The 19,728-nt window shown below is 63.2% G+C and carries 17 protein-coding genes; 8 read left to right on the top strand and 9 right to left on the bottom strand.

Features of this window, described 5'->3' with window-relative positions:
- Positions 1 to 3: 3 nt before the first annotated feature.
- Genes dnaN through gyrB form a run of 3 tightly spaced genes read left to right on the top strand, consistent with a single transcriptional unit; the run spans position 4 to position 4,668 of the window.
- Positions 4 to 1,107, top strand: coding sequence for a DNA polymerase III subunit beta (gene dnaN / locus PF66_RS17795; protein ID WP_054056424.1), 1,104 nt, complete (start codon positions 4 to 6; stop codon positions 1,105 to 1,107).
- Positions 1,108 to 1,142: 35 nt separating this feature from the next.
- Positions 1,143 to 2,246 carry a DNA replication/repair protein RecF gene (recF, locus tag PF66_RS17790; RefSeq protein ID WP_054056423.1) on the top strand — a complete coding sequence of 368 codons (1,104 nt, stop codon included), beginning with the start codon at positions 1,143 to 1,145 and terminating at the stop codon, positions 2,244 to 2,246.
- A 4-nt stretch (positions 2,247 to 2,250) separates the two neighbouring features.
- On the top strand, positions 2,251 to 4,668 hold the full coding sequence (gene gyrB, locus PF66_RS17785) for a DNA topoisomerase (ATP-hydrolyzing) subunit B (protein ID WP_054056422.1): 2,418 nt from the start codon (positions 2,251 to 2,253) through the stop codon (positions 4,666 to 4,668).
- 54 nt (positions 4,669 to 4,722) lie between these two features.
- On the opposite strand, the gene PF66_RS17780 is transcribed toward gyrB, so the two are convergent.
- Positions 4,723 to 5,610, bottom strand: a complete 888-nt coding sequence (locus PF66_RS17780; RefSeq protein ID WP_054063423.1) for a LysR family transcriptional regulator — start codon at positions 5,608 to 5,610, stop codon at positions 4,723 to 4,725.
- A gap of 133 nt (positions 5,611 to 5,743) precedes the next feature.
- On the opposite strand from PF66_RS17780, the gene PF66_RS17775 reads away from it, so the two are divergent.
- Both PF66_RS17775 and PF66_RS17770 read left to right on the top strand, forming a co-directional pair.
- On the top strand, positions 5,744 to 7,381 hold the full coding sequence (locus PF66_RS17775; RefSeq protein ID WP_054063422.1) for a GMC family oxidoreductase: 1,638 nt from the start codon (positions 5,744 to 5,746) through the stop codon (positions 7,379 to 7,381).
- A 159-nt stretch (positions 7,382 to 7,540) separates the two neighbouring features.
- Entirely contained in the window at positions 7,541 to 9,163 is a 1,623-nt protein-coding gene (locus PF66_RS17770) for an MFS transporter (RefSeq protein ID WP_054063421.1), read from the top strand.
- Between the two features lie 174 nt (positions 9,164 to 9,337).
- Here PF66_RS17770 and PF66_RS17765 read toward each other — a convergent pair whose 3' ends face one another.
- From PF66_RS17765 to glyQ, 4 genes are all read right to left on the bottom strand, one after another.
- Positions 9,338 to 10,108, bottom strand: a complete 771-nt coding sequence (locus PF66_RS17765; RefSeq protein WP_054056418.1) for a lysophospholipid acyltransferase family protein — start codon at positions 10,106 to 10,108, stop codon at positions 9,338 to 9,340.
- A gap of 83 nt (positions 10,109 to 10,191) precedes the next feature.
- Positions 10,192 to 10,725, bottom strand: a complete 534-nt coding sequence (gmhB, locus tag PF66_RS17760; protein ID WP_054056417.1) for a D-glycero-beta-D-manno-heptose 1,7-bisphosphate 7-phosphatase — start codon at positions 10,723 to 10,725, stop codon at positions 10,192 to 10,194.
- A 9-nt stretch (positions 10,726 to 10,734) separates the two neighbouring features.
- Positions 10,735 to 12,792: a glycine--tRNA ligase subunit beta gene (gene glyS / locus PF66_RS17755; protein ID WP_054063420.1), complete on the bottom strand. Its 2,058-nt coding sequence runs from the start codon at positions 12,790 to 12,792 to the stop codon at positions 10,735 to 10,737.
- On the bottom strand, positions 12,789 to 13,742 hold the full coding sequence (gene glyQ / locus PF66_RS17750) for a glycine--tRNA ligase subunit alpha (protein WP_054056415.1): 954 nt from the start codon (positions 13,740 to 13,742) through the stop codon (positions 12,789 to 12,791). Before glyQ ends, glyS begins: the two co-directional genes overlap by 4 nt.
- Positions 13,743 to 13,824: 82 nt before the next feature.
- On the opposite strand from glyQ, the gene PF66_RS17745 reads away from it, so the two are divergent.
- The 3 genes from PF66_RS17745 to PF66_RS17735 all read left to right on the top strand — a co-directional run bounded on the left by PF66_RS17745 (position 13,825) and on the right by PF66_RS17735 (position 15,634).
- A complete protein-coding gene (locus tag PF66_RS17745) occupies positions 13,825 to 14,388 on the top strand; it encodes a DNA-3-methyladenine glycosylase I (protein ID WP_054063419.1) in 564 nt (187 codons plus the stop codon).
- 37 nt (positions 14,389 to 14,425) lie between these two features.
- On the top strand, positions 14,426 to 15,313 hold the full coding sequence (locus tag PF66_RS17740) for a lysophospholipid acyltransferase (RefSeq protein ID WP_054056413.1): 888 nt from the start codon (positions 14,426 to 14,428) through the stop codon (positions 15,311 to 15,313).
- A 75-nt stretch (positions 15,314 to 15,388) separates the two neighbouring features.
- Positions 15,389 to 15,634 (top strand): PilZ domain-containing protein, encoded by a 246-nt coding sequence (locus PF66_RS17735; protein WP_054056412.1) that lies wholly within the window; start codon positions 15,389 to 15,391, stop codon positions 15,632 to 15,634.
- Here PF66_RS17735 and PF66_RS17730 read toward each other — a convergent pair.
- Genes PF66_RS17730 through fmt form a run of 4 tightly spaced genes read right to left on the bottom strand, consistent with a single transcriptional unit; the run spans position 15,621 to position 19,628 of the window.
- Positions 15,621 to 15,944 (bottom strand): tetratricopeptide repeat protein, encoded by a 324-nt coding sequence (locus PF66_RS17730; protein WP_054063418.1) that lies wholly within the window; start codon positions 15,942 to 15,944, stop codon positions 15,621 to 15,623. The two genes, PF66_RS17735 and PF66_RS17730, sit on opposite strands and share 14 nt — an antisense overlap.
- A gap of 32 nt (positions 15,945 to 15,976) precedes the next feature.
- Positions 15,977 to 17,350: a Trk system potassium transporter TrkA gene (gene trkA / locus PF66_RS17725; protein WP_054063417.1), complete on the bottom strand. Its 1,374-nt coding sequence runs from the start codon at positions 17,348 to 17,350 to the stop codon at positions 15,977 to 15,979.
- Between the two features lie 26 nt (positions 17,351 to 17,376).
- Positions 17,377 to 18,687: a 16S rRNA (cytosine(967)-C(5))-methyltransferase RsmB gene (rsmB, locus tag PF66_RS17720; protein WP_054063416.1), complete on the bottom strand. Its 1,311-nt coding sequence runs from the start codon at positions 18,685 to 18,687 to the stop codon at positions 17,377 to 17,379.
- A complete protein-coding gene (gene fmt, locus PF66_RS17715) occupies positions 18,684 to 19,628 on the bottom strand; it encodes a methionyl-tRNA formyltransferase (protein WP_054063415.1) in 945 nt (314 codons plus the stop codon). Before fmt ends, rsmB begins: the two co-directional genes overlap by 4 nt.
- Positions 19,629 to 19,728 lie beyond the last annotated feature (100 nt).

Genomic DNA, 19,728 nt, shown 5'->3' with positions numbered 1-19,728 from the left:
ACCATGCATTTCACCATTCAACGCGAAGCCCTGTTGAAACCCCTGCAACTGGTCGCAGGCGTCGTCGAGCGCCGCCAGACCTTGCCGGTGCTCTCCAATGTGCTGCTGGTCGTCGAAGGCCAGCAACTGTCGCTGACCGGTACCGACCTCGAAGTCGAACTGGTCGGCCGCGTCCAGCTCGAAGAGCCTGCCGAACCCGGTGAGATCACCGTACCGGCGCGCAAGCTGATGGATATCTGCAAGAGCCTGCCGAACGATGCCCTGATCGACATCAAGGTCGACGAGCAGAAACTGGTGGTCAAGGCCGGCCGCAGCCGCTTTACCCTGTCGACCCTGCCTGCCAACGATTTCCCGACTGTGGAAGAAGGCCCGGGTTCGCTGACCTGCAGCCTGGAGCAAAGCAAGCTGCGTCGCCTGATCGAGCGCACCAGCTTCGCCATGGCCCAGCAGGACGTGCGTTACTATCTCAACGGCATGCTGCTGGAAGTGTCCGCCGGCGTGATCCGTGCCGTGGCCACCGACGGCCACCGCCTGGCGATGTGCTCCATGCAGGCCGACATCGGCCAGCAGGATCGTCACCAGGTGATCGTGCCGCGCAAGGGTATCCTGGAACTGGCCCGCCTGCTCACCGAGCCGGAAGGCAACGTCAGCATCGTGCTGGGTCAGCACCACATCCGCGCCACCACCGGTGAGTTCACCTTCACCTCCAAGCTGGTCGACGGCAAGTTCCCCGACTACGAGCGCGTCCTGCCAAAAGGCGGGGACAAGCTGGTACTGGGTGACCGCCAGGCACTGCGCGAAGCCTTCAGCCGTACCGCGATCCTGTCCAACGAGAAGTATCGCGGCATCCGTCTGCAACTGGCCAGTGGTCAATTGAAGATCCAGGCCAACAACCCCGAGCAGGAAGAGGCGGAAGAAGAAGTGGGCGTCGATTACAACGGCGGCTCCCTGGAAATCGGCTTCAACGTCAGCTATCTACTGGACGTGCTGGGCGTGATGACCACCGAGCAGGTGCGCCTGATCCTGTCCGACTCCAACAGCAGTGCGCTGCTGCAGGAATCGGACAACGATGACTCGGCCTACGTCGTCATGCCGATGCGCCTGTAACCGTGCCCCTCCTTTATATGTTCAGCACACGCTAGATGTCCCTCAGCCGTGTTTCGGTCACCGCGGTGCGCAACCTGCACCCGGTGACCTTCTCCCCCTCCCCGCGTATCAATATCCTTTACGGCGCCAACGGCAGCGGCAAAACCAGCGTGCTGGAAGCCATCCACCTGCTGGGGCTGGCCCGTTCGTTCCGCAGCACCCGTCTGCTTCCGGTGATCCAGTACGAGCAGTTGGCCTGTACGGTGTTCGGCCAGGTCGAATTGGCCGAGGGTGGGCAGAGCGCCTTGGGGATATCCCGCGATCGCCAGGGGGAATTCCAGATCCGCATCGACGGGCAGAATGCCAGGAGCGCCGCGCAGTTGGCGGAAATCCTGCCGCTGCAGTTGATCAACCCTGACAGCTTCCGTCTGTTGGAGGGGGCGCCGAAGATTCGTCGGCAGTTCCTCGACTGGGGAGTGTTCCACGTGGAACCGCGCTTCATGTCGACCTGGCAGCGCCTGCAGAAGGCCCTGCGGCAGCGGAACTCGTGGCTGCGGCATGGTACACTTGACGCCGCTTCGCAAGCGGCCTGGGACCGGGAACTGTGCCTGGCCAGTGCCGAAATCGATGAATACCGCCGCGCCTATATCAAAGCCTTGAAACCAGTCTTTGAGCAGACCTTGAGCGAACTAGTCGAACTCGAGGGGCTGACGCTGAGCTATTACCGTGGCTGGGACAAGGAAAAAGAGCTGAGCGCCGTGCTCGCCTCCTCCCTGCAGCGGGACCAGCAGATGGGCCATACCCAGGCTGGACCACAGCGAGCTGACTTGCGTCTTCGATTGGGCGCACACAACGCCGCGGACATTCTGTCGCGGGGGCAGCAGAAACTGGTGGTCTGCGCGTTGCGCATTGCCCAGGGACACCTGGTGAGCCAGGCCCGGCGCGGGCAATGTATTTATCTGGTGGATGACTTGCCGTCCGAACTGGACGACCAGCACCGCCGCGCACTATGTCGTTTGCTTGAAGAATTACGCTGCCAGGTGTTCATCACCTGTGTAGACCACGAATTACTGAGGGAAGGCTGGCAGACGGAAACGCCAGTTGCGCTGTTCCACGTGGAACAGGGCTGTATCACCCAGACCCACGACCATCGGGAGTGAAGGCATGAGCGAAGAAAATACGTACGACTCGAACAGCATCAAGGTGCTGAAAGGTTTGGATGCCGTACGCAAACGTCCCGGTATGTACATTGGCGACACCGATGATGGTAGCGGTCTGCACCACATGGTGTTCGAGGTGCTCGACAACTCCATCGACGAAGCGCTGGCTGGTTACTGCGACGACATCTGCGTCACTATCCACCCGGACGAGTCGATCTCCGTTCGCGACAACGGCCGCGGCATCCCGGTCGATGTACACAAGGAGGAAGGCGTCTCCGCAGCCGAAGTCATTATGACCGTGCTGCACGCCGGCGGTAAGTTCGACGACAACTCCTATAAGGTATCCGGCGGCCTGCACGGTGTGGGTGTGTCGGTGGTGAACGCCCTGTCCGAAGAGCTGGTACTGACCGTCCGCCGTAGCGGCAAGATCTGGGAACAGACCTATGTCCACGGCGTACCCCAGGCACCGATGGCTATCGTTGGCGACAGCGAAACCACAGGTACCCAGATCCACTTCAAGGCTTCCGCCGAAACCTTCAAGAACATCCACTTCAGCTGGGACATCCTGGCCAAGCGGATTCGCGAGCTGTCCTTCCTCAACTCCGGCGTCGGCATCCTGCTGCGTGACGAGCGCACCGGCAAGGAAGAGATGTTCAAATACGAGGGTGGCCTGCGTGCCTTCGTTGAATACCTGAACACCAACAAGACCACGGTCAACCAGGTGTTCCACTTCAACATCCAGCGTGAAGACGGCATCGGCGTGGAAATCGCCCTGCAGTGGAACGACAGCTTCAACGAAAACCTGCTGTGCTTCACCAACAACATTCCTCAGCGTGATGGCGGTACCCACCTGGTGGGCTTCCGCTCCGCACTGACCCGTAACCTGAACAACTACATCGAACAGGAAGGTCTGGCGAAGAAGCACAAGGTCGCCACCACCGGTGACGATGCGCGTGAAGGCCTGACGGCGATCATCTCGGTCAAGGTGCCGGATCCGAAGTTCAGTTCCCAGACCAAGGACAAACTGGTGTCGTCCGAGGTCAAGGGTGCGGTCGAGCAGGAAATGGGCAAGTACTTCTCCGACTTCCTGCTGGAGAACCCCAACGAAGCCAAGCTGGTGGTCGGCAAGATGATCGATGCCGCTCGTGCCCGTGAAGCGGCGCGCAAGGCCCGTGAGATGACCCGCCGCAAAGGTGCGCTGGATATCGCCGGCCTGCCGGGCAAACTGGCTGACTGCCAGGAGAAGGACCCTGCCCTTTCCGAACTGTACCTGGTGGAGGGTGACTCCGCAGGCGGTTCCGCCAAGCAGGGTCGTAACCGTCGGACCCAGGCGATCCTGCCGCTCAAGGGCAAGATCCTCAACGTCGAGAAGGCCCGTTTCGACAAGATGATCTCGTCCCAGGAAGTGGGCACGCTGATCACCGCGCTGGGTTGTGGCATCGGCCGCGAAGAGTACAACATCGAGAAGCTGCGTTATCACAACATCATCATCATGACCGATGCTGACGTCGACGGTTCGCACATTCGTACCCTGCTGCTGACCTTCTTCTTCCGTCAGTTGCCGGAGCTGATCGAGCGCGGTTACATCTACATTGCCCAGCCACCGCTGTACAAGGTGAAGAAAGGCAAGCAGGAGCAGTACATCAAGGACGACGACGCCATGGAAGAATACATGACGCAGTCGGCTCTCGAAGACGCCAGCCTGCACCTGAATGAAGACGCGCCGGGTGTTTCCGGCGAGGCGCTGGAGCGTCTGGTCAATGACTTCCGCATGGTGATGAAGACCCTCAAGCGCCTGTCGCGTATCTATCCACAGGAGCTGACCGAGCACTTCATCTACCTGCCGGCGGTAAGCCTTGAGCAACTGGGCGATCATTCGGCGATGCAGGAATGGCTGGCCAAGTACGATGCCCGCCTGCGCCTGAGCGAGAAGTCCGGCCTGGTCTACAAGACCAGCCTGCGCGAAGACCGTGAGCGTAACGTCTGGCTGCCGGAGGTGGAACTGATCTCCCATGGCCTGTCGAGCTACGTCACCTTCAACCGCGACTTCTTCGGCAGCAACGACTACAAGACCGTGGTCACCCTGGGCGCGCAACTGAGCTCGCTGCTCGACGAGGGTGCCTACATCCAGCGTGGCGAACGCAAGAAGGCCGTGAGCGAGTTCAAGGAAGCCCTGGACTGGCTGATGGCTGAAAGTACCAAGCGCCACACCATCCAGCGATATAAGGGGCTGGGTGAGATGAACCCGGACCAGCTGTGGGAAACCACCATGGATCCGACCGTTCGCCGGATGCTGAAAGTGACGATCGAAGACGCCATCGCGGCGGACCAGATCTTCAACACCCTGATGGGCGATGCGGTCGAACCACGCCGCGACTTCATCGAGAGCAATGCCCTGTCGGTGGCCAACCTGGACTTCTGATTCCCGGTGGTTCGTTGCTCAAGAAAGCCCGCGCAAGCGGGCTTTCTTATTGCCTCATTCGGCCAGCAACACCGCTTGTTCCTGGGCACACAGCGCCAACAGAAAATCCCACACCACCCGCAACCGCACCGACTTGTGCAACTCACGGCGGGTACTGATCCAGTAGCTGCGCTGGATCGTCTCCTGCGGCAGTACCCGCACCAGCTCCGGATCATCCTTGGCCATGTAGTTGGGCAACACCGCAATTCCCAGTCCGGCCCGGGCGGCGATCTGCTGGGCGACCACGCTGGTGCTGCGCAGGGTCACGTTCGGCGAGCGGCAGAAGTCGTCGAGGAACAGCAGCTCCTGGCTGAACAGCAGGTCATCCACATAGCCGATCCACTGGTGCTCCGAGAGATCGTCACGGGTTTCCAGGCGGGGCGCCCGGGCCAGGTAGGCCGGGCTGGCGTAGAGGGCCAGGCGGTAGTCGGTGAGCTTGCGGGTGATCAGCATGTCGGCGTGGGGGCGGTCCAGATGGATGCTGATCTCGGCCTCGCGGTTGAGGATGCTGACGAAGCGCGGTACTGCCACCAGTTCCACCTCCAGCCCCGGATAGCGCTCGAACAGCGCCCCCAGGCGCGAAGTGAGAAACATGATGCCGATGCCTTCGGTGACCCCCAGGCGGATCTTGCCCAGCGGCGCGATGGCCTGGGTGATCTCTTCCTGGGCCAGCAGTGCCACGTTTTCCATGGCTTCGGCATGCTTGAGCAGGGCCTGGCCGGCGGGGGTCAGCTCGTAGCCCTGGGCATGCTGGACGAACAGCGCGGTGCCCAGGCTCTGCTCGATGGTCTCGATATGCCGGGCCACGGTGCTGTGGGTGGTATTCAACCGCTTGGCCGCGGTCAGCAGGCGGCCGCTGCGCTGCAGTTCGAGAAAAAAACGCAGATCGTTCCAGTCAAACATTGAGCTTCCTTGTGAATCGTGGGGTTCACCTGCCTGCTTGAAAACGCACAGCACTTGCGCAAAAACGAAGGTTTTCATCCCGAAACTAATCAATAACATGGGCTGATACAAGAACAATAAAGGCGAGGTCCTCATGGCATCTGCCCATTTGCCTTATGACTACGTGATCGTCGGTGCCGGGCCAGCTGGCTGCGTGCTGGCCAATCGGCTGTCCGCCGACCCGAGCAACAACGTGCTGCTGCTCGAAGCCGGTGGCCGGGACAACTACCCGTGGATCCACATCCCCGTCGGCTATCTGTTCTGCATCGGCAACCCACGCACCGACTGGTGCTTCAAGACCGAATCGCAACCCGGCCTGCAGGGCCGCAGCCTGAGTTATCCACGGGGCAAGGTGCTCGGTGGCTGTTCCTCGATCAATGGCATGATCTATATGCGTGGCCAGGCCCACGACTATGACCGCTGGGCCGAACAGGGCAATCCGGGCTGGGCCTGGAAGGACCTGTTGCCGCTGTTCAAGCACAGCGAAAATCACTTCGGCGGCAGTGGGGAGTTCCACAGCGACACCGGTGAGTGGCGGGTGGAACAGCAGCGTTATTCCTGGCCGATTCTCGATGCGTTCCGTGAGGCGGCTGCTGAAAACGGTATCGCCAGTGTCAGTGATTTCAATACGGGGGATAATGAGGGCTGTGGATACTTTCAGGTCAACCAGCGCTCCGGGGTACGCTGGAATTCGGCCAAGGCGTTCCTGCGGCCGGTACTCAAGCGCCCCAACCTGACCGTCCTCACCGGCGTGCAGGTCGACCGGGTCAACTTGGAAAAAGGTCGGGCAACATCGGTGCTGGCGCGCTGGCAAGGCGAAGAACATCTGTTCCCGGCCCGTCGGGAAATCATCCTGTGTGCCGGTTCGGTCGGTTCGCCGGGGATTCTGCAACGTTCCGGGATCGGCCCGCGACCGCTGCTGGAGAGCCTGGGGATCGGCGTGCGCCACGAACTGCCGGGGGTCGGCGGCAACCTGCAGGATCACCTGCAATTGCGGCTGATCTACAAGCTCAGCAATGCCCGGACCCTCAACCAGATGGCCAATAGCTTGTGGGGCAAGGCCGGCATGGGCCTGCGATATCTCTACGACCGCAGTGGTCCGTTGGCGATGGCGCCGAGTCAACTGGGCGCGTTCGTGAAATCGAGCCCGGAGCAGACGTCGGCGAACCTGCAATACCACGTGCAGCCGCTGTCGCTGGAGCGCTTTGGCGAGCCGCTGCATCGCTTTCCGGCGTTCACTGCTTCGGTGTGCAATCTGCGTCCGCAGAGCCGCGGGCGCATCGACATCCGTTCGGCCGATCCGGGCGCTGCTCCGCTGATCGACCCCAATTACCTCAGTGACCCCGAGGACCTGAAGGTCGCCGCCGAGGCGATTCGCCTGACCCGACGCATCGTCGCCTCCCCTGCCCTGCGCCGCTTTGCCCCCGAGGAGTACCTGCCCGGCCCGGCCTTGCAAAGCGAGGAACAGCTGCACGAAGCGGCGGCGAAGATCGGCACCACCATCTTTCACCCGGTGGGTACCTGTCGCATGGGCCACGGCGTGCAGGACGTCGTCGATGCCCGCTTGCGGGTGCATGGGGTACCGGGCCTGCGAGTGGCCGATGCCTCGATCATGCCGCAGATCACCTCGGGCAATACCTGTTCGCCCACGGTGATGATTGCCGAGAAGGCGGCGCAGATGATCCTGGCAGATGTCCGGACGCCTGCGGCGGAGTTATCCACAATCCTGTAGGAGCAGGCGGTGCGGATTGCGCTGTTCAGGCGGATGACAGGAGCGGTCAAAAGGAAGATCGGTAACGAGCAAGACACGGACTCCGGTGGCAGTCAGCCGGAGTCCACAGTGGAACAACAAGAATAATCACTGTGGCCCACGAGGCCGAGGACATCACTCATGTCGGACTACATCCAGCAACAGTCGGCGTCTGTCTCCGCCAGCAGCGGCAAGGAAGAGCGCCGGATCATTTTTGCGTCATCCCTCGGGACGGTTTTCGAGTGGTATGACTTTTTTCTCTACGGTGCCCTGGCCGCCGTCATCAGCAAGCAGTTCTTCGCCGGGGTCAACGACACCACGGCGTTCATCTTCGCCCTGATGGCCTTCGCCGCCGGCTTCCTGGTGCGGCCCTTCGGTGCGCTGGTGTTCGGCCGGCTGGGGGACATGATCGGCCGCAAGTACACCTTTCTCATGACCATCATACTGATGGGCCTGTCGACCTTCGCCGTCGGCCTGCTGCCGACCTACGCCAGTATCGGCATCGCCGCGCCGATCATCCTGGTGCTGCTGCGCATGCTCCAGGGCCTGGCGCTGGGGGGCGAGTACGGCGGCGCCGCGACCTACGTGGCCGAACACGCGCCGGCCGGCAAGCGCGGTTTCCACACCGGCTGGATCCAGTCCACGGCCACCCTCGGCCTGTTGCTGTCGCTGCTGGTGGTCCTGGCCAGCCGCTACATCAGCGGTGACCAGTTCGAAACCTGGGGCTGGCGGCTGCCGTTCCTGCTGTCGATCGTCCTGCTGGCTATTTCCACCTGGATTCGCATGAGCATGCACGAGTCACCGGCCTTCGTGAAAATGAAGGCCCAGGGCAAGGCCAGCCATTCACCGATCCGTGAGTCCTTCGGCTCCTGGCAGAACCTGAAGATCGTTCTCACCGCCCTCTTCAGTATCAATGCCGGGCAGGCGGTGACCTTCTACACCGCGCAGTTCTATGTCCTGTTCTTCATGACCCAGATGCTCAAGATGGACCCGGGCCAGGCCAACACCCTGCTGATCATCAGCGTGGTGATCGGTGCGCCGTTCTTCGTGCTGTTCGGCTGGCTTTCGGACAAGGTCGGGCGCAAGCCGATCCTGATGATGGGCCTGCTGCTGGCGACGGTCTGCTACTTCCCGCTGTTCAAGGCCCTCAGCCATTACGCCAACCCACAGATCGATGCCGCCAGCCGGCAGGCACCGATCGTGGTGACGGCCGACCCGGCCGGCTGCACCTTCCAGTTCGACCCGGTGGGCAAGGCGCGTTTCGACAGCCCCTGCGACAAGGTCAAGACCTTCCTGGTCAAGCAGGGCCTGCCCTACAGTTCCCAGTCGGCTGCAGCGGGCAGCGAGGTGACGGTCACCGTGGGCGCGCAGAAGATCAACGGCTTCGACGAGGCGGCCATGCGCGCGGCGATCAGCCAGGCCGGCTACCCGGCCAAGGCCGAGGCCGCGACGGTGAACCAGCCGATGGTGGTGTTGCTGATCGTGCTGCTGATCCTGATCGCGACCATGACCTACGGTCCGCTGGCGGCAGTGATGGTCGAACTGTTCCCGACCCGGATCCGCTACACCTCCATGTCCCTGCCCTACCATATCGGTAACGGCTGGTTCGGTGGCTTCCTGCCGACCGTGTCGTTCGCCCTGGTGGTCTACACTGGGGATATCTTCTATGGCCTCTGGTATCCGGTGCTGATCACCGGCGTGAGCCTGGTGGTCGGGCTGTTCTGCCTGAAAGAAACCCGGGATGTGGATATCGACAAGGTCTGAGAGATTCACAGGCATGAAAAAACCGGCATGAAAGCCGGTTTTTTTATTGCTCGAAAAAACTTATGCACGATTTACATTGAATAGTCATACAGAGAAATAAGTATATAAATCATTTACTTACGTGGCTATTTCAAGAAATATCAAAATCTTGTGCACAAGTTATCCACAGATCGGTCAGGCGGCGCTGGGTGCTTCGGCAGCCGCTACAGGCGGCAGTGAACCCATCTCACGCTGGGCGTTCTCGTTCCAGGCCTGGACCCGCTCGTTCAGGTCGGCAATGGCCCGTGGGCCGGTGCCTTCGGCGTACATCGGGGCGCCGATCACCACGGTGATGGTGCCCGGTTTCTTCGCCCAACCGGTCTTCGGCCAGAATTTGCCGGCATTGTGGGCTACCGGCAGCACGGGCAGCTCGGCATTCACCGCCAGCGCCGTACCACCGCGGGAAAACTTGCCGATGGTACCGTAGGGCACGCGAGTGCCCTCCGGAAAGATCAGCACCCAGGTGTGGTCCTTGAGCAACTCATCGCCCTTTTTCGCCACGTGCTTGAGCGCTTCCTTCGGGTTGTCCCGGTCGATGGCGATCGGCCGCAGCATGGCCATGGCCCAGCCGAAGAACGGCACGTAGAGCAACTCACGCTTGAGCACCTGGCTCAAGGGCGAGAAATAGGCCGACAGGAAGAACGTTTCCCAGGTGCTCTGGTGGTTCGACAGAATCACGCAGGGCCGCTCGGGAACGTTGTGTGCACCCTGCACCTCGACCCGGATATTCAGGAATACCTTGGTCAGCCACAGCGCGCAGCGGCACCAGTACACGTTGATGAAGCGATAGCGCGCCTTGAACGGCAGGAACGGCGCGACGAAAAAGCTCAGGGAGCACCACAGCAGCGAACTGGTGCCCAGCAGCAGGTAAAAGAAAAAGGTTCTGATGGCCTGCAGGATCGACATAGCGACATTTACCGTTGCGGGCATTGCCCGCCTGTTAATAAGTGAACCCCTGAACAGTCCTTGATCAGGAAGTCAGAAAGGCGCTAGTTGTGGATAAGCTCAGCCGCGACGGCCGCCAGATCGTCAAAGATCAGCGTGCCCACCGGCAGGGTTTTCCCCAGGGTCTTTTCGCCCTTGCCGGTCTTTACCAGAACGGGCTGGCAATCGACGGCGCTGGCGGCCTCCAGGTCACCGAGGCTGTCGCCGACAAACCATAGCCTAGCCAGTTCAACGCCATAATGCGCGGCGATGGTCCTGAGCATGCCCGGCTTGGGCTTGCGGCAATCGCAGCCCTCGTCCGGCCCATGGGGGCAATACACCACCAGCCCGAGCTCGCCACCCTGTTGCGCCACCAGCGAGCGCAGGCGCTCGTGCATGGCGTCCAGGGTCGCGAGGTCGTAGTAGCCGCGGGCGATGCCGGACTGGTTGGTCGCCACGGCGACCGTCCAGCCCGCCCTGCTCAACTGCGCGATGGCTTCGATCGACCCGGGGATCGGAATCCACTCCTCCACCGACTTGATGTAGGCGTCGGAGTCCTGGTTGATCACCCCGTCGCGATCGAGTATCAGCAGCTTCAAGTCGCGTCCTCAGCCTAGCAGCGAAATGTCGGCGATGTTGAGGAACAACCCGCGCAGACGTGCAAGCAAGGCGTAGCGGTTCTTGCGCACGTCTTCGTTCTCGGCGTTGACCATGACCGCTTCGAAGAAGGCATCGACGGATTCGCGCAGGGCGGCCAGGCGTGCCAGTGCCTCGGCATACTCGCGTTTCTCCATCAGCGGCTGGACGTCCTTGTCGGCTTGCTGGATGGCCGAGTGCATGGAGAACTCTTTCGCGTTGTCGAAGTACTTCGGATCGACTGTCGAGAAAATGGTCGGTTCGGCCTTGCTGATCAGGTTCGATACACGCTTGTTCACCGCGGCCAGGGCGGCGGCTTCCGGCAACTGACGGAACTTCTGCACCGCCTGGACGCGCTGGTCGAAGTCCAGGGCCGAGCCCGGCTTCAGGGCACGCACCGACAGGTAGGTGGCGACGTCGATGCCTTCGTCCTCGTAACGGGCACGCAGGCGGTCGAAGATGAACTCCAGCACCTGGTCGGCGAGGCCCGCGGCCTTGACCTTGGCTCCGTACGCGTTGACCGCGAAGGCCACGGTCTCGATCAGGTCGAGGTCGAGTTTCTTGTCGATCAGGATGCGCAGCACGCCCAGGGCGGCACGGCGCAAGGCGTAGGGGTCCTTGCTGCCGGTCGGCAGCATGCCGATACCGAAGATCCCGACCAGGGTGTCGAGCTTGTCGGCGATCGCCACCGCGGCACCGGTCAGGGTGCTTGGCAGTTCGGCAGCACCGGCACCCCGTGGCATGTACTGCTCGTTCAGGGCCAGGGCAACGTCTTCCGGCTCGCCGTCATTGAGGGCGTAGTAGTAACCGGCGATACCTTGCATTTCCGGGAACTCGCCGACCATCTCGGTGGCCAGGTCGCACTTGGACAACAGGCCTGCCCGGGCCGCACGCTGGGCGTCGCCGCCGATGCGCGGGGCGATGAACGCGGCCAGCTTCGAGACACGCTCGGCCTTGTCGTAGACGCTGCCCAGCTTCTCCTGGAACACCACGTTCTGCAGGCGCAGGTTGAAATCCTGCAGCGGCTGCTTCTTGTCCTGCTTGAAGAAGAACTCGGCGTCGGTCAGGCGTGGGCGCACGACCTTCTCGTTACCGGCGATGATCTGCTTCGGATCCTTGCTCTCGATGTTGGCCACGGTGATGAAGCGCGGCAGCAGCTTGCCATCGACGTCCAGCAGGCAGAAGTACTTCTGGTTGTCCTGCATGGTGGTGATCAGGGCTTCCTGTGGCACTTCGAGGAAACGTTCCTCGAACGAGCACACCAGCGGTACCGGCCACTCCACCAGTGCCGTCACTTCGTCGAGCAGGTCCGGCGGCATGATCGCCGTGCCTTCCTGCATCGTTGCAAGCTCGGTGGTGCGCTTGCTGATCAGCTCGCGACGCTCGTTGGCGTCGGCCAGCACGTAGGCGGCACGCAGGTCGTCGAGGTAGCTGGCCGGCGAGCCGATACGGACGTTTTCCGGGTGGTGGAAACGGTGGCCACGGGACTCGCGACCGGCCTTCTGGGCGAGGATGGTGCAGTCGATGACCTGGTCACCGAGCAGCATCACCAGCCACTGGGTCGGACGCACGAACTCTTCCTTGCGCGCGGCCCAGCGCATGCGCTTGGGAATCGGCAGGTCGTTCAGCGAGTCCTCGACGATGGTCGGCAGCAGGCTGGCTGTCGGTTTGCCCGGAATGTTCTGGCTGTAGCGCAGCTTCGGCCCGCTCTGGTCGATCTCGCTCAGCTCGACGCCGCACTTCTTGGCGAAGCCCAGGGCGGCCTGGGTCGGGTTGCCCTCGGCATCGAAGGCGGCCTGGCGTGGCGGGCCGTCGAGGTTGATGCTGCGGTCCGGCTGCTGGGTCTGCAGTTGCTTGAGCACCACCGCCAGGCGGCGTGGCGCGGCGTAGACCTGCTTGGCTTCGAAGCTCAGGCCGGCGGCCTGCAGGCCTTTCTCGATACCGGCCAGGAACGCCTCGGCCAGGGTATTGAGGGCCTTGGGTGGCAGTTCTTCAGTGCCCAGTTCTACCAGAAAATCTTGCGCACTCATTGTGCCGCCTCCAACTTAGCCAACACTTCATCACGCAGGTCCGGGGTTGCCATCGGGAAGCCCAGCTTGGCACGTGCCAGCAGGTAGGCTTGGGCGACGGAACGCGCCAGGGTGCGCACACGCAGGATGTACTGCTGACGCGCGGTCACCGAGATGGCCCGGCGTGCATCCAGCAGGTTGAAGGTGTGCGAGGCCTTGAGGACCATTTCATAGCTCGGCAACGGCAGCGGCTCATCCAGCTCGATCAGGCGCTTGGCTTCGCTTTCATAGAAATCGAACAGTTCGAACAGCTTCTCGACGTTGGCGTGTTCGAAGTTGTAGGTCGACTGCTCCACCTCGTTCTGGTGGAACACGTCGCCGTAGGTCACCTTGCCGAACGGACCGTCGGCCCAGACCAGGTCGTAGACCGAATCGACGCCCTGCAGGTACATCGCCAGGCGCTCGAGGCCGTAGGTGATTTCGCCGGTGACCGGGTAGCACTCGATGCCGCCGGCCTGCTGGAAGTAGGTGAACTGGGTGACTTCCATGCCGTTGAGCCAGACTTCCCAGCCCAGGCCCCAGGCGCCGAGGGTCGGCGATTCCCAGTTGTCCTCGACGAAGCGGATGTCGTGCACCAGCGGGTCCAGGCCGACGGCCTTGAGCGAGCCCAGGTACAGCTCCTGGAAGTTGTCCGGGTTGGGCTTGAGCACCACCTGGAACTGGTAGTAGTGCTGCAGGCGGTTCGGGTTCTCGCCGTAGCGGCCGTCAGTCGGGCGACGGCTGGGCTGTACGTAGGCGGCGTTCCAGGTTTCCGGGCCGATGGCGCGCAGGAACGTGGCGGTATGGAAAGTCCCGGCGCCTACTTCCATATCGTAGGGCTGAAGTACCACACAACCTTGCTCGGCCCAGTATTGCTGGAGGGCGAGAATCAAGTCTTGGAAGGTACGCACGGCTGGCGTAGGCTGGCTCACGAAATTCACCTGTTACTTGGGCTGCGATTCAAAAGGCGGGAGTATACCCGATTAGGTCGCGCCTCCGCCTCCCTGGAGCCTTATGCCACGCTGCTTTTGGTGCAACGACGATCCCCTGTACATGGACTACCACGATCGGGAGTGGGGCGTACCGCTGCGCGATGGGCAGCGACTGTTCGAGTTGCTTTTGCTCGAAGGGTTCCAGGCCGGGCTTTCGTGGATCACCATCCTGAAAAAACGCGAGCACTACCGTAAGGTTCTGTTCGGTTTCGATGTGCGGAAAGTCGCCGACATGAGCGATGACTACCTGCAAACCCTGCTGCTCGATCCGGGGATCGTGCGCAACCGCCTGAAGCTCGAGGCGGCGCGGCGCAATGCTCGCGCCTGGCTCCAGCTGGAGGACCCGGTGACGCTGCTCTGGTCGTTCGTCGGCGGCGTGCCGCAGATCCACCATTTCCGCGATCGCAGCGAGGTACCGGCCGTCACGCCCGAGGCCGAGGCCATGAGCAAGGCGCTGAAGAAGCTCGGCTTCGGCTTCGTCGGCCCGACCATCTGCTACGCGTTCATGCAGGCCTCGGGCATGGTCATGGACCACACCACCGATTGTGATAGCTATGCCGCGCTGGCCGCGCCACGGCTACAATAGCCGGCTGACGATTAGCCAAGCACACCGGGAGTGACCTGTGGAAAAGTTTAAAGGCGCCATGCTGGTGGGGGCGTTGCGGTTGTTCGCGATGCTGCCCTGGCGTGCCGTGCAGCGTGTCGGCTCGGCCATCGGCTGGGTGATGTGGAAGCTGCCCAACCGTTCCCGCGACGTGGTGCGGATCAACCTGGCCAAGTGTTTTCCCGAACTCGATCCGGTCGCTCGCGAACAACTGGTCGGACAGAGCCTCAAGGATATCGGCAAGTCCCTGACCGAAAGCGCCTGCGCCTGGATCTGGCCGGCCGAGCGCTCGATCGCGCTGGTGCGCGAGGTCGAAGGCCTCGACGTGCTCAAGGAGGCGCTGGCCTCGGGCAAGGGCGTGGTCGGCATCACCAGCCACCTGGGCAACTGGGAAGTGCTCAATCACTTCTACTGCAGCCAGTGCAAACCGATCATTTTCTACCGTCCGCCCAAGCTCAAGGCGGTCGACGAACTGCTGCGCAAGCAGCGGGTGCAGTTGGGCAACCGCGTGGCGGCCTCGACCAAGGAAGGCATCCTCAGCGTCATCAAGGAAGTGCGCAAGGGCGGCTCGGTGGGCATCCCCGCCGACCCGGAGCCGGCCGAGTCCGCCGGGGTGTTCGTGCCGTTCCTCGGTACCCAGGCCCTGACCAGCAAGTTCGTGCCGAACATGCTCGCCGGCGGCAAGGCGGTCGGGGTGTTCCTGCACGCGCTGCGCCTGCCCGATGGCTCGGGCTTCAAGGTGATCCTCGAAGCGGCGCCAGAGGAGATGTACAGCACCGATGCCGAAGTCTCGGCCGCGGCCATGAGCAAGGTGGTCGAGCGCTACGTGCGGGCCTATCCGAGCCAGTACATGTGGAGCATGAAACGCTTCAAGAAGCGTCCGGCGGGTGAGCAGCGCTGGTACTGAAACAACTTATCGGTGGGGTCTGTGGATAAAATCGTCGATGATTTATCCACAGCGGTTTATCCAAGGGCGCATCAGATGTCCGAGAACAAGAACTACCTGCGCATCAAGATCCAGCACCCGAGCATAGGCGAATGCCTGGGGCATACGCGCAATCTGTCCAGCCAGGGTGTCTACGTGCAGCATCCGGGGTTGTCGCGGCTGCCCACCGGGGCGGTGGTCTACGGCCAGGTGCAGGACCTGCCGGTGGCCGCGCCGCGCATTCGCATGGAAGTGATCCGGGTCGACGCCGAAGGCATCGGCCTGCGCTTCATCGATCTTTGAGCGCAGCCTTCTCCAGCTTCTTCAGGAACACCGTCATTTCCTTTTCCGCCTGCTTGTCGCCATGGGCACGGGCGGCTTCCAGGCCGTGTTCCCAGGCCTGCCTCGCGGCGACCATGTCCCCGGCGCCCTGATGGGCCTTGCCCAGCAGTTTCCAGGCGGCCGAGTACTTGGGGTCGAGGGTGACGCAGCGCTGCAGGTGTTCGGCGGCGCGGGCGTGGTCGCCGAGATCCAGGTAACCCTTGCCCAGGCCGAAGCGCAGCAGCGGGTTATCCACACCCTTGGCGAGCATCTTCTCCAGTGATTCGAGCATGAGGCAGGTCCTTTCCGTGTTGTCGCAATTTCTCAGAAAAAGCTCAGGCCGACATGGAAGAGCTTCTCCACATCGCGGATGTGCTTCTTATCCACAAGGAACAGGATGACATGGTCGCCGGCCTGGATCACCGTGTCGTCGTGGGCGATCAGCACTTCCTCGTCGCGGATGATCGCGCCGATGGTGGTGCCCGGCGGCAGTGCGATGTCCTCGATGGCCCGGCCGATCACCTTGCTCGACTTCATGTCGCCATGGGCGATCGCCTCGATGGCCTCCGCCGCACCCCGGCGCAGCGAGTGCACGCTGACGATATCGCCACGGCGTACGTGGGTCAGCAGGGTGCCGATGGTCGCCAGTTGCGGGCTGATGGCGATGTCGATGTCGCCGCCCTGGATCAGGTCGACGTAGGCCGGGTTGTTGATGATGGTCATGACCTTCTTCGCACCCATCCGCTTGGCCAGCAGCGAGGACATGATGTTGGCCTCGTCGTCGTTGGTCAGCGCCAGGAACAGGTCGGCATCGTTGATGTTCTCTTCCATCAGCAGGTCGCGGTCCGAGGCGCTGCCCTGCAGCACCACGGTGCTGTCGAGGGTGTCGGACAACTGCCGGCAACGGGCGGCGCTCATCTCGATGATCTTCACCTGGTAGCGGCTTTCGATCGCCTCGGCCAGGCGCTCGCCGATCTGCCCGCCGCCGGCGATGACGATGCGCTTGTTGCTCTCGTCGAGCCGGCGCATCTCGCTCATCACCGCGCGAATGTGCGCCTTGGCGGCGATGAAGAACACTTCGTCGTCGGCCTCGATCACCGTATCGCCGCGAGGCATGATCGGCCGGTCGCGGCGGAAGATCGCCGCCACGCGGGTGTCGGCATTCGGCATGTGCTCGCGCAGTTGGCGCAGTTGCTGGCCCACCAGCGGGCCGCCGTAGTAGGCCCTGATCGCCACCAGCTGGGCCTTGCCCTCGGCGAAGTCGATCACCTGCAGGGCGCCGGGGGTTTCGATCAGGCGCTTGATGTAGTTGGTGACCACCTGTTCCGGGCTGATCAGCACGTCCACCGGGATCGCGTCGTTGTCGAACAGCTCGGTGCGGGTCAGGTAGGCCGACTCGCGTACCCGGGCGATCTTGGTCGGGGTGTGGAACAGCGTATGGGCCACCTGGCAGGCGACCATGTTGGTCTCGTCGCTGTTGGTCACCGCCACCAGCATGTCGGCATCGTCCGCGCCGGCCTGGCGCAGGATCGTCGGAAACGAGGCGCGGCCCTGCACGGTACGGATGTCCAGACGGTCGCCGAGGTCGCGCAGGCGCTCGCCATCGGTGTCGACCACGGTGATGTCGTTGGCTTCGCTGGCCAGGTGTTCGGCCAGCGTCCCGCCGACCTGTCCTGCGCCGAGAATGATGATTTTCATCGGGTAGCAGCTCCGTTTCGACCCGGTCAGCCGCGCGCGGCCGCGATCTTGATCAGTTTGGCGTAATAGAAACCATCATGGCCGCCTTCCTGCGCCAGCAGTTGCCGGCCATGGGGTTGCCTGACGCCGAAGCTGCCGGGGATATCCAGCTCGCGGGCACCGGAGGTGCGGGCCAGGAACGCCTCGATCACCTCGGTGTTTTCCGTCGGCAGGGTCGAGCAGGTGGCGTAGAGCAGGATGCCGCCGACTTCCAGGGTGGCCCACATGGCGTCCAGCAGCTCACCCTGCAGGCTGGCCAGTGCGGCGATGTCGTCGGCCTGGCGGGTCAGCTTGATGTCCGGATGGCGGCGGATCACGCCGGTGGCCGAACAGGGCGCGTCGAGCAGGATGCGCTGGAACGGCTTGCCATCCCACCAACTGGCGGTGTCGCGACCATCGGCGGCGATCAGTTCGGCCTCCAGCCCCAGGCGGTCGAGGTTCTCGCGTACCCGCAGCAGGCGCTTGGCCTCCAGGTCGACAGCGACCACCCCGGCCAGTTGCGGCTGGGCTTCGAGGATATGGCAGGTCTTGCCGCCCGGCGCGCAGCAGGCGTCGAGCACCCGCTGGCCGGGAGCCAGGTCCAGCAGGTCGGCGGCCAGTTGCGCGGCTTCGTCCTGGACGCTGATCCAGCCTTCGGCAAAGCCCGGCAGGTTGCGCACATCGCAGGCTTCGTCGAGGACGATGCCGTCGCGGCTGTAGTCGCACGGCCGGGCCGCAACGGCGGCGTCACCCAGCAGCCTGAGGTAGGCGTCGCGGCTGTGATGGCGGCGGTTGACCCGCAGGATCATCGGCGGATGGGCGTTGTTCGCCGCACAGATGGCTTCCCAATGCTCGGGCCAGAAGGCTTTCAGCGACTTCTGCAGCCAGCGCGGGTGGGCGGTACGCACCACCGGGTCGCGCTCCAGCTCGGCCAGCAGCTCGGTGCTTTCGCGCTGGGCGCGGCGCAACACGGCGTTGAGCAGGCCCTTGGCCCAGGGTTTCTTCAGCTTGTCGGCGCAACCGACGGTTTCGCCGATGGCGGCGTGGGCCGGGATGCGCGTATAGAGCAACTGGTAGAGGCCCACCAGCAACAAGGCCTCGACATCGGCATCGGCGGCCTTGAAGGGCTTCTGCAGCAGCCTGGCCGCCAGCGCCGCCAGCCGTGGCTGCCAGCGGGCGGCGCCGAACGCCAGGTCCTGGGTCAGGCCGCGATCGCGGGCCTCGACCTTGTCCAGTTGCGCCGGCAGCGAACTGTTGAGCGAGGCCTTGCCGCTGAGCACGGCGGCCAGGGCCTTGGCGGCGGCCAGGCGCGGGTTCATTGGCCGAGTACCGTACCGAGGGCGAATTTCTCCCGGCGGCTGTTGAACAGGTCGCTGAAGTTCAGGGCCTTGCCGCCGGGCAGTTGCAGGCGGGTCAGGCACAACGCGCCGTTACCGGTGGCGACGATCAGGCCGTCCTTGCTCGCGGCGAGAATTTCGCCCGGCTGGCCCTGCCCCTCGGCGGTGCGGGCGGCCAGTACTTTCAGGGCTTCGCCATCGAGGCTGCTGTGGCAGATCGGCCACGGGTTGAACGCGCGGATCAGCCGCTCCAGCTCGACGGCCGGGCGCTGCCAGTCGATGCGCGCCTCGTCCTTGTTCAGTTTGTGGGCGTAGGTCGCCAGGCTGTCGTCCTGCACCTCGCCGACCAGCGTGCCGGCAGCCAGTTCGGCGATGGCCTGGATGACCGCGGGTGGGCCGAGTTCGGCCAGGCGGTCATGCAGGCTGCCGCCGGTGTCCTCGGCGCTGATCGGGGTGACGGTCTTGAGCAGCATCGGCCCGGTGTCCAGGCCGGCTTCCATGCGCATCACGGTGACGCCACTTTCCGCGTCGCCGGCTTCCACCGCCCGTTGGATCGGTGCCGCACCGCGCCAGCGCGGCAGCAGCGAGGCGTGGCTGTTGATGCAGCCCAGGCGCGGAATATCCAGCACCACCTGCGGCAGGATCAGGCCATAGGCGACCACCACCATCAGGTCCGGCTTGAACGCCGCCAGTTCGGCCTGGGCGTCGGCGTTGCGCAGGGTCGGCGGTTGCAGGACGCTGATGCCGTGCTCCAGCGCCAACTGCTTGACCGGGCTGGGCATCAGCTTCTGCCCGCGCCCGGCCGGCCGGTCCGGCTGGGTGTAGACCGCGACGATCTCATGGGGGCTGTCGAGCAGGGCCTTGAGGTGTTCGGCGGCGAATTCGGGAGTGCCGGCAAAGACGATGCGCAGTGGCTCAGTCATGGGAGGGCTCGCTTGAGAGAGGACAGGACATTATGAATGCCACTTTCTGTAGGAGCAGGGCTTGCCCGCGAATGGCCCTTGAGAGCGCTAAAAGCTTCGC

This window comes from Pseudomonas asplenii, assembly GCF_001293465.1.
Taxonomy (GTDB): domain Bacteria; phylum Pseudomonadota; class Gammaproteobacteria; order Pseudomonadales; family Pseudomonadaceae; genus Aquipseudomonas; species Aquipseudomonas fuscovaginae_B.
Note: the sequence above shows the minus strand (reverse complement) of the source record. Positions and strands in the feature narration are given on the sequence as shown.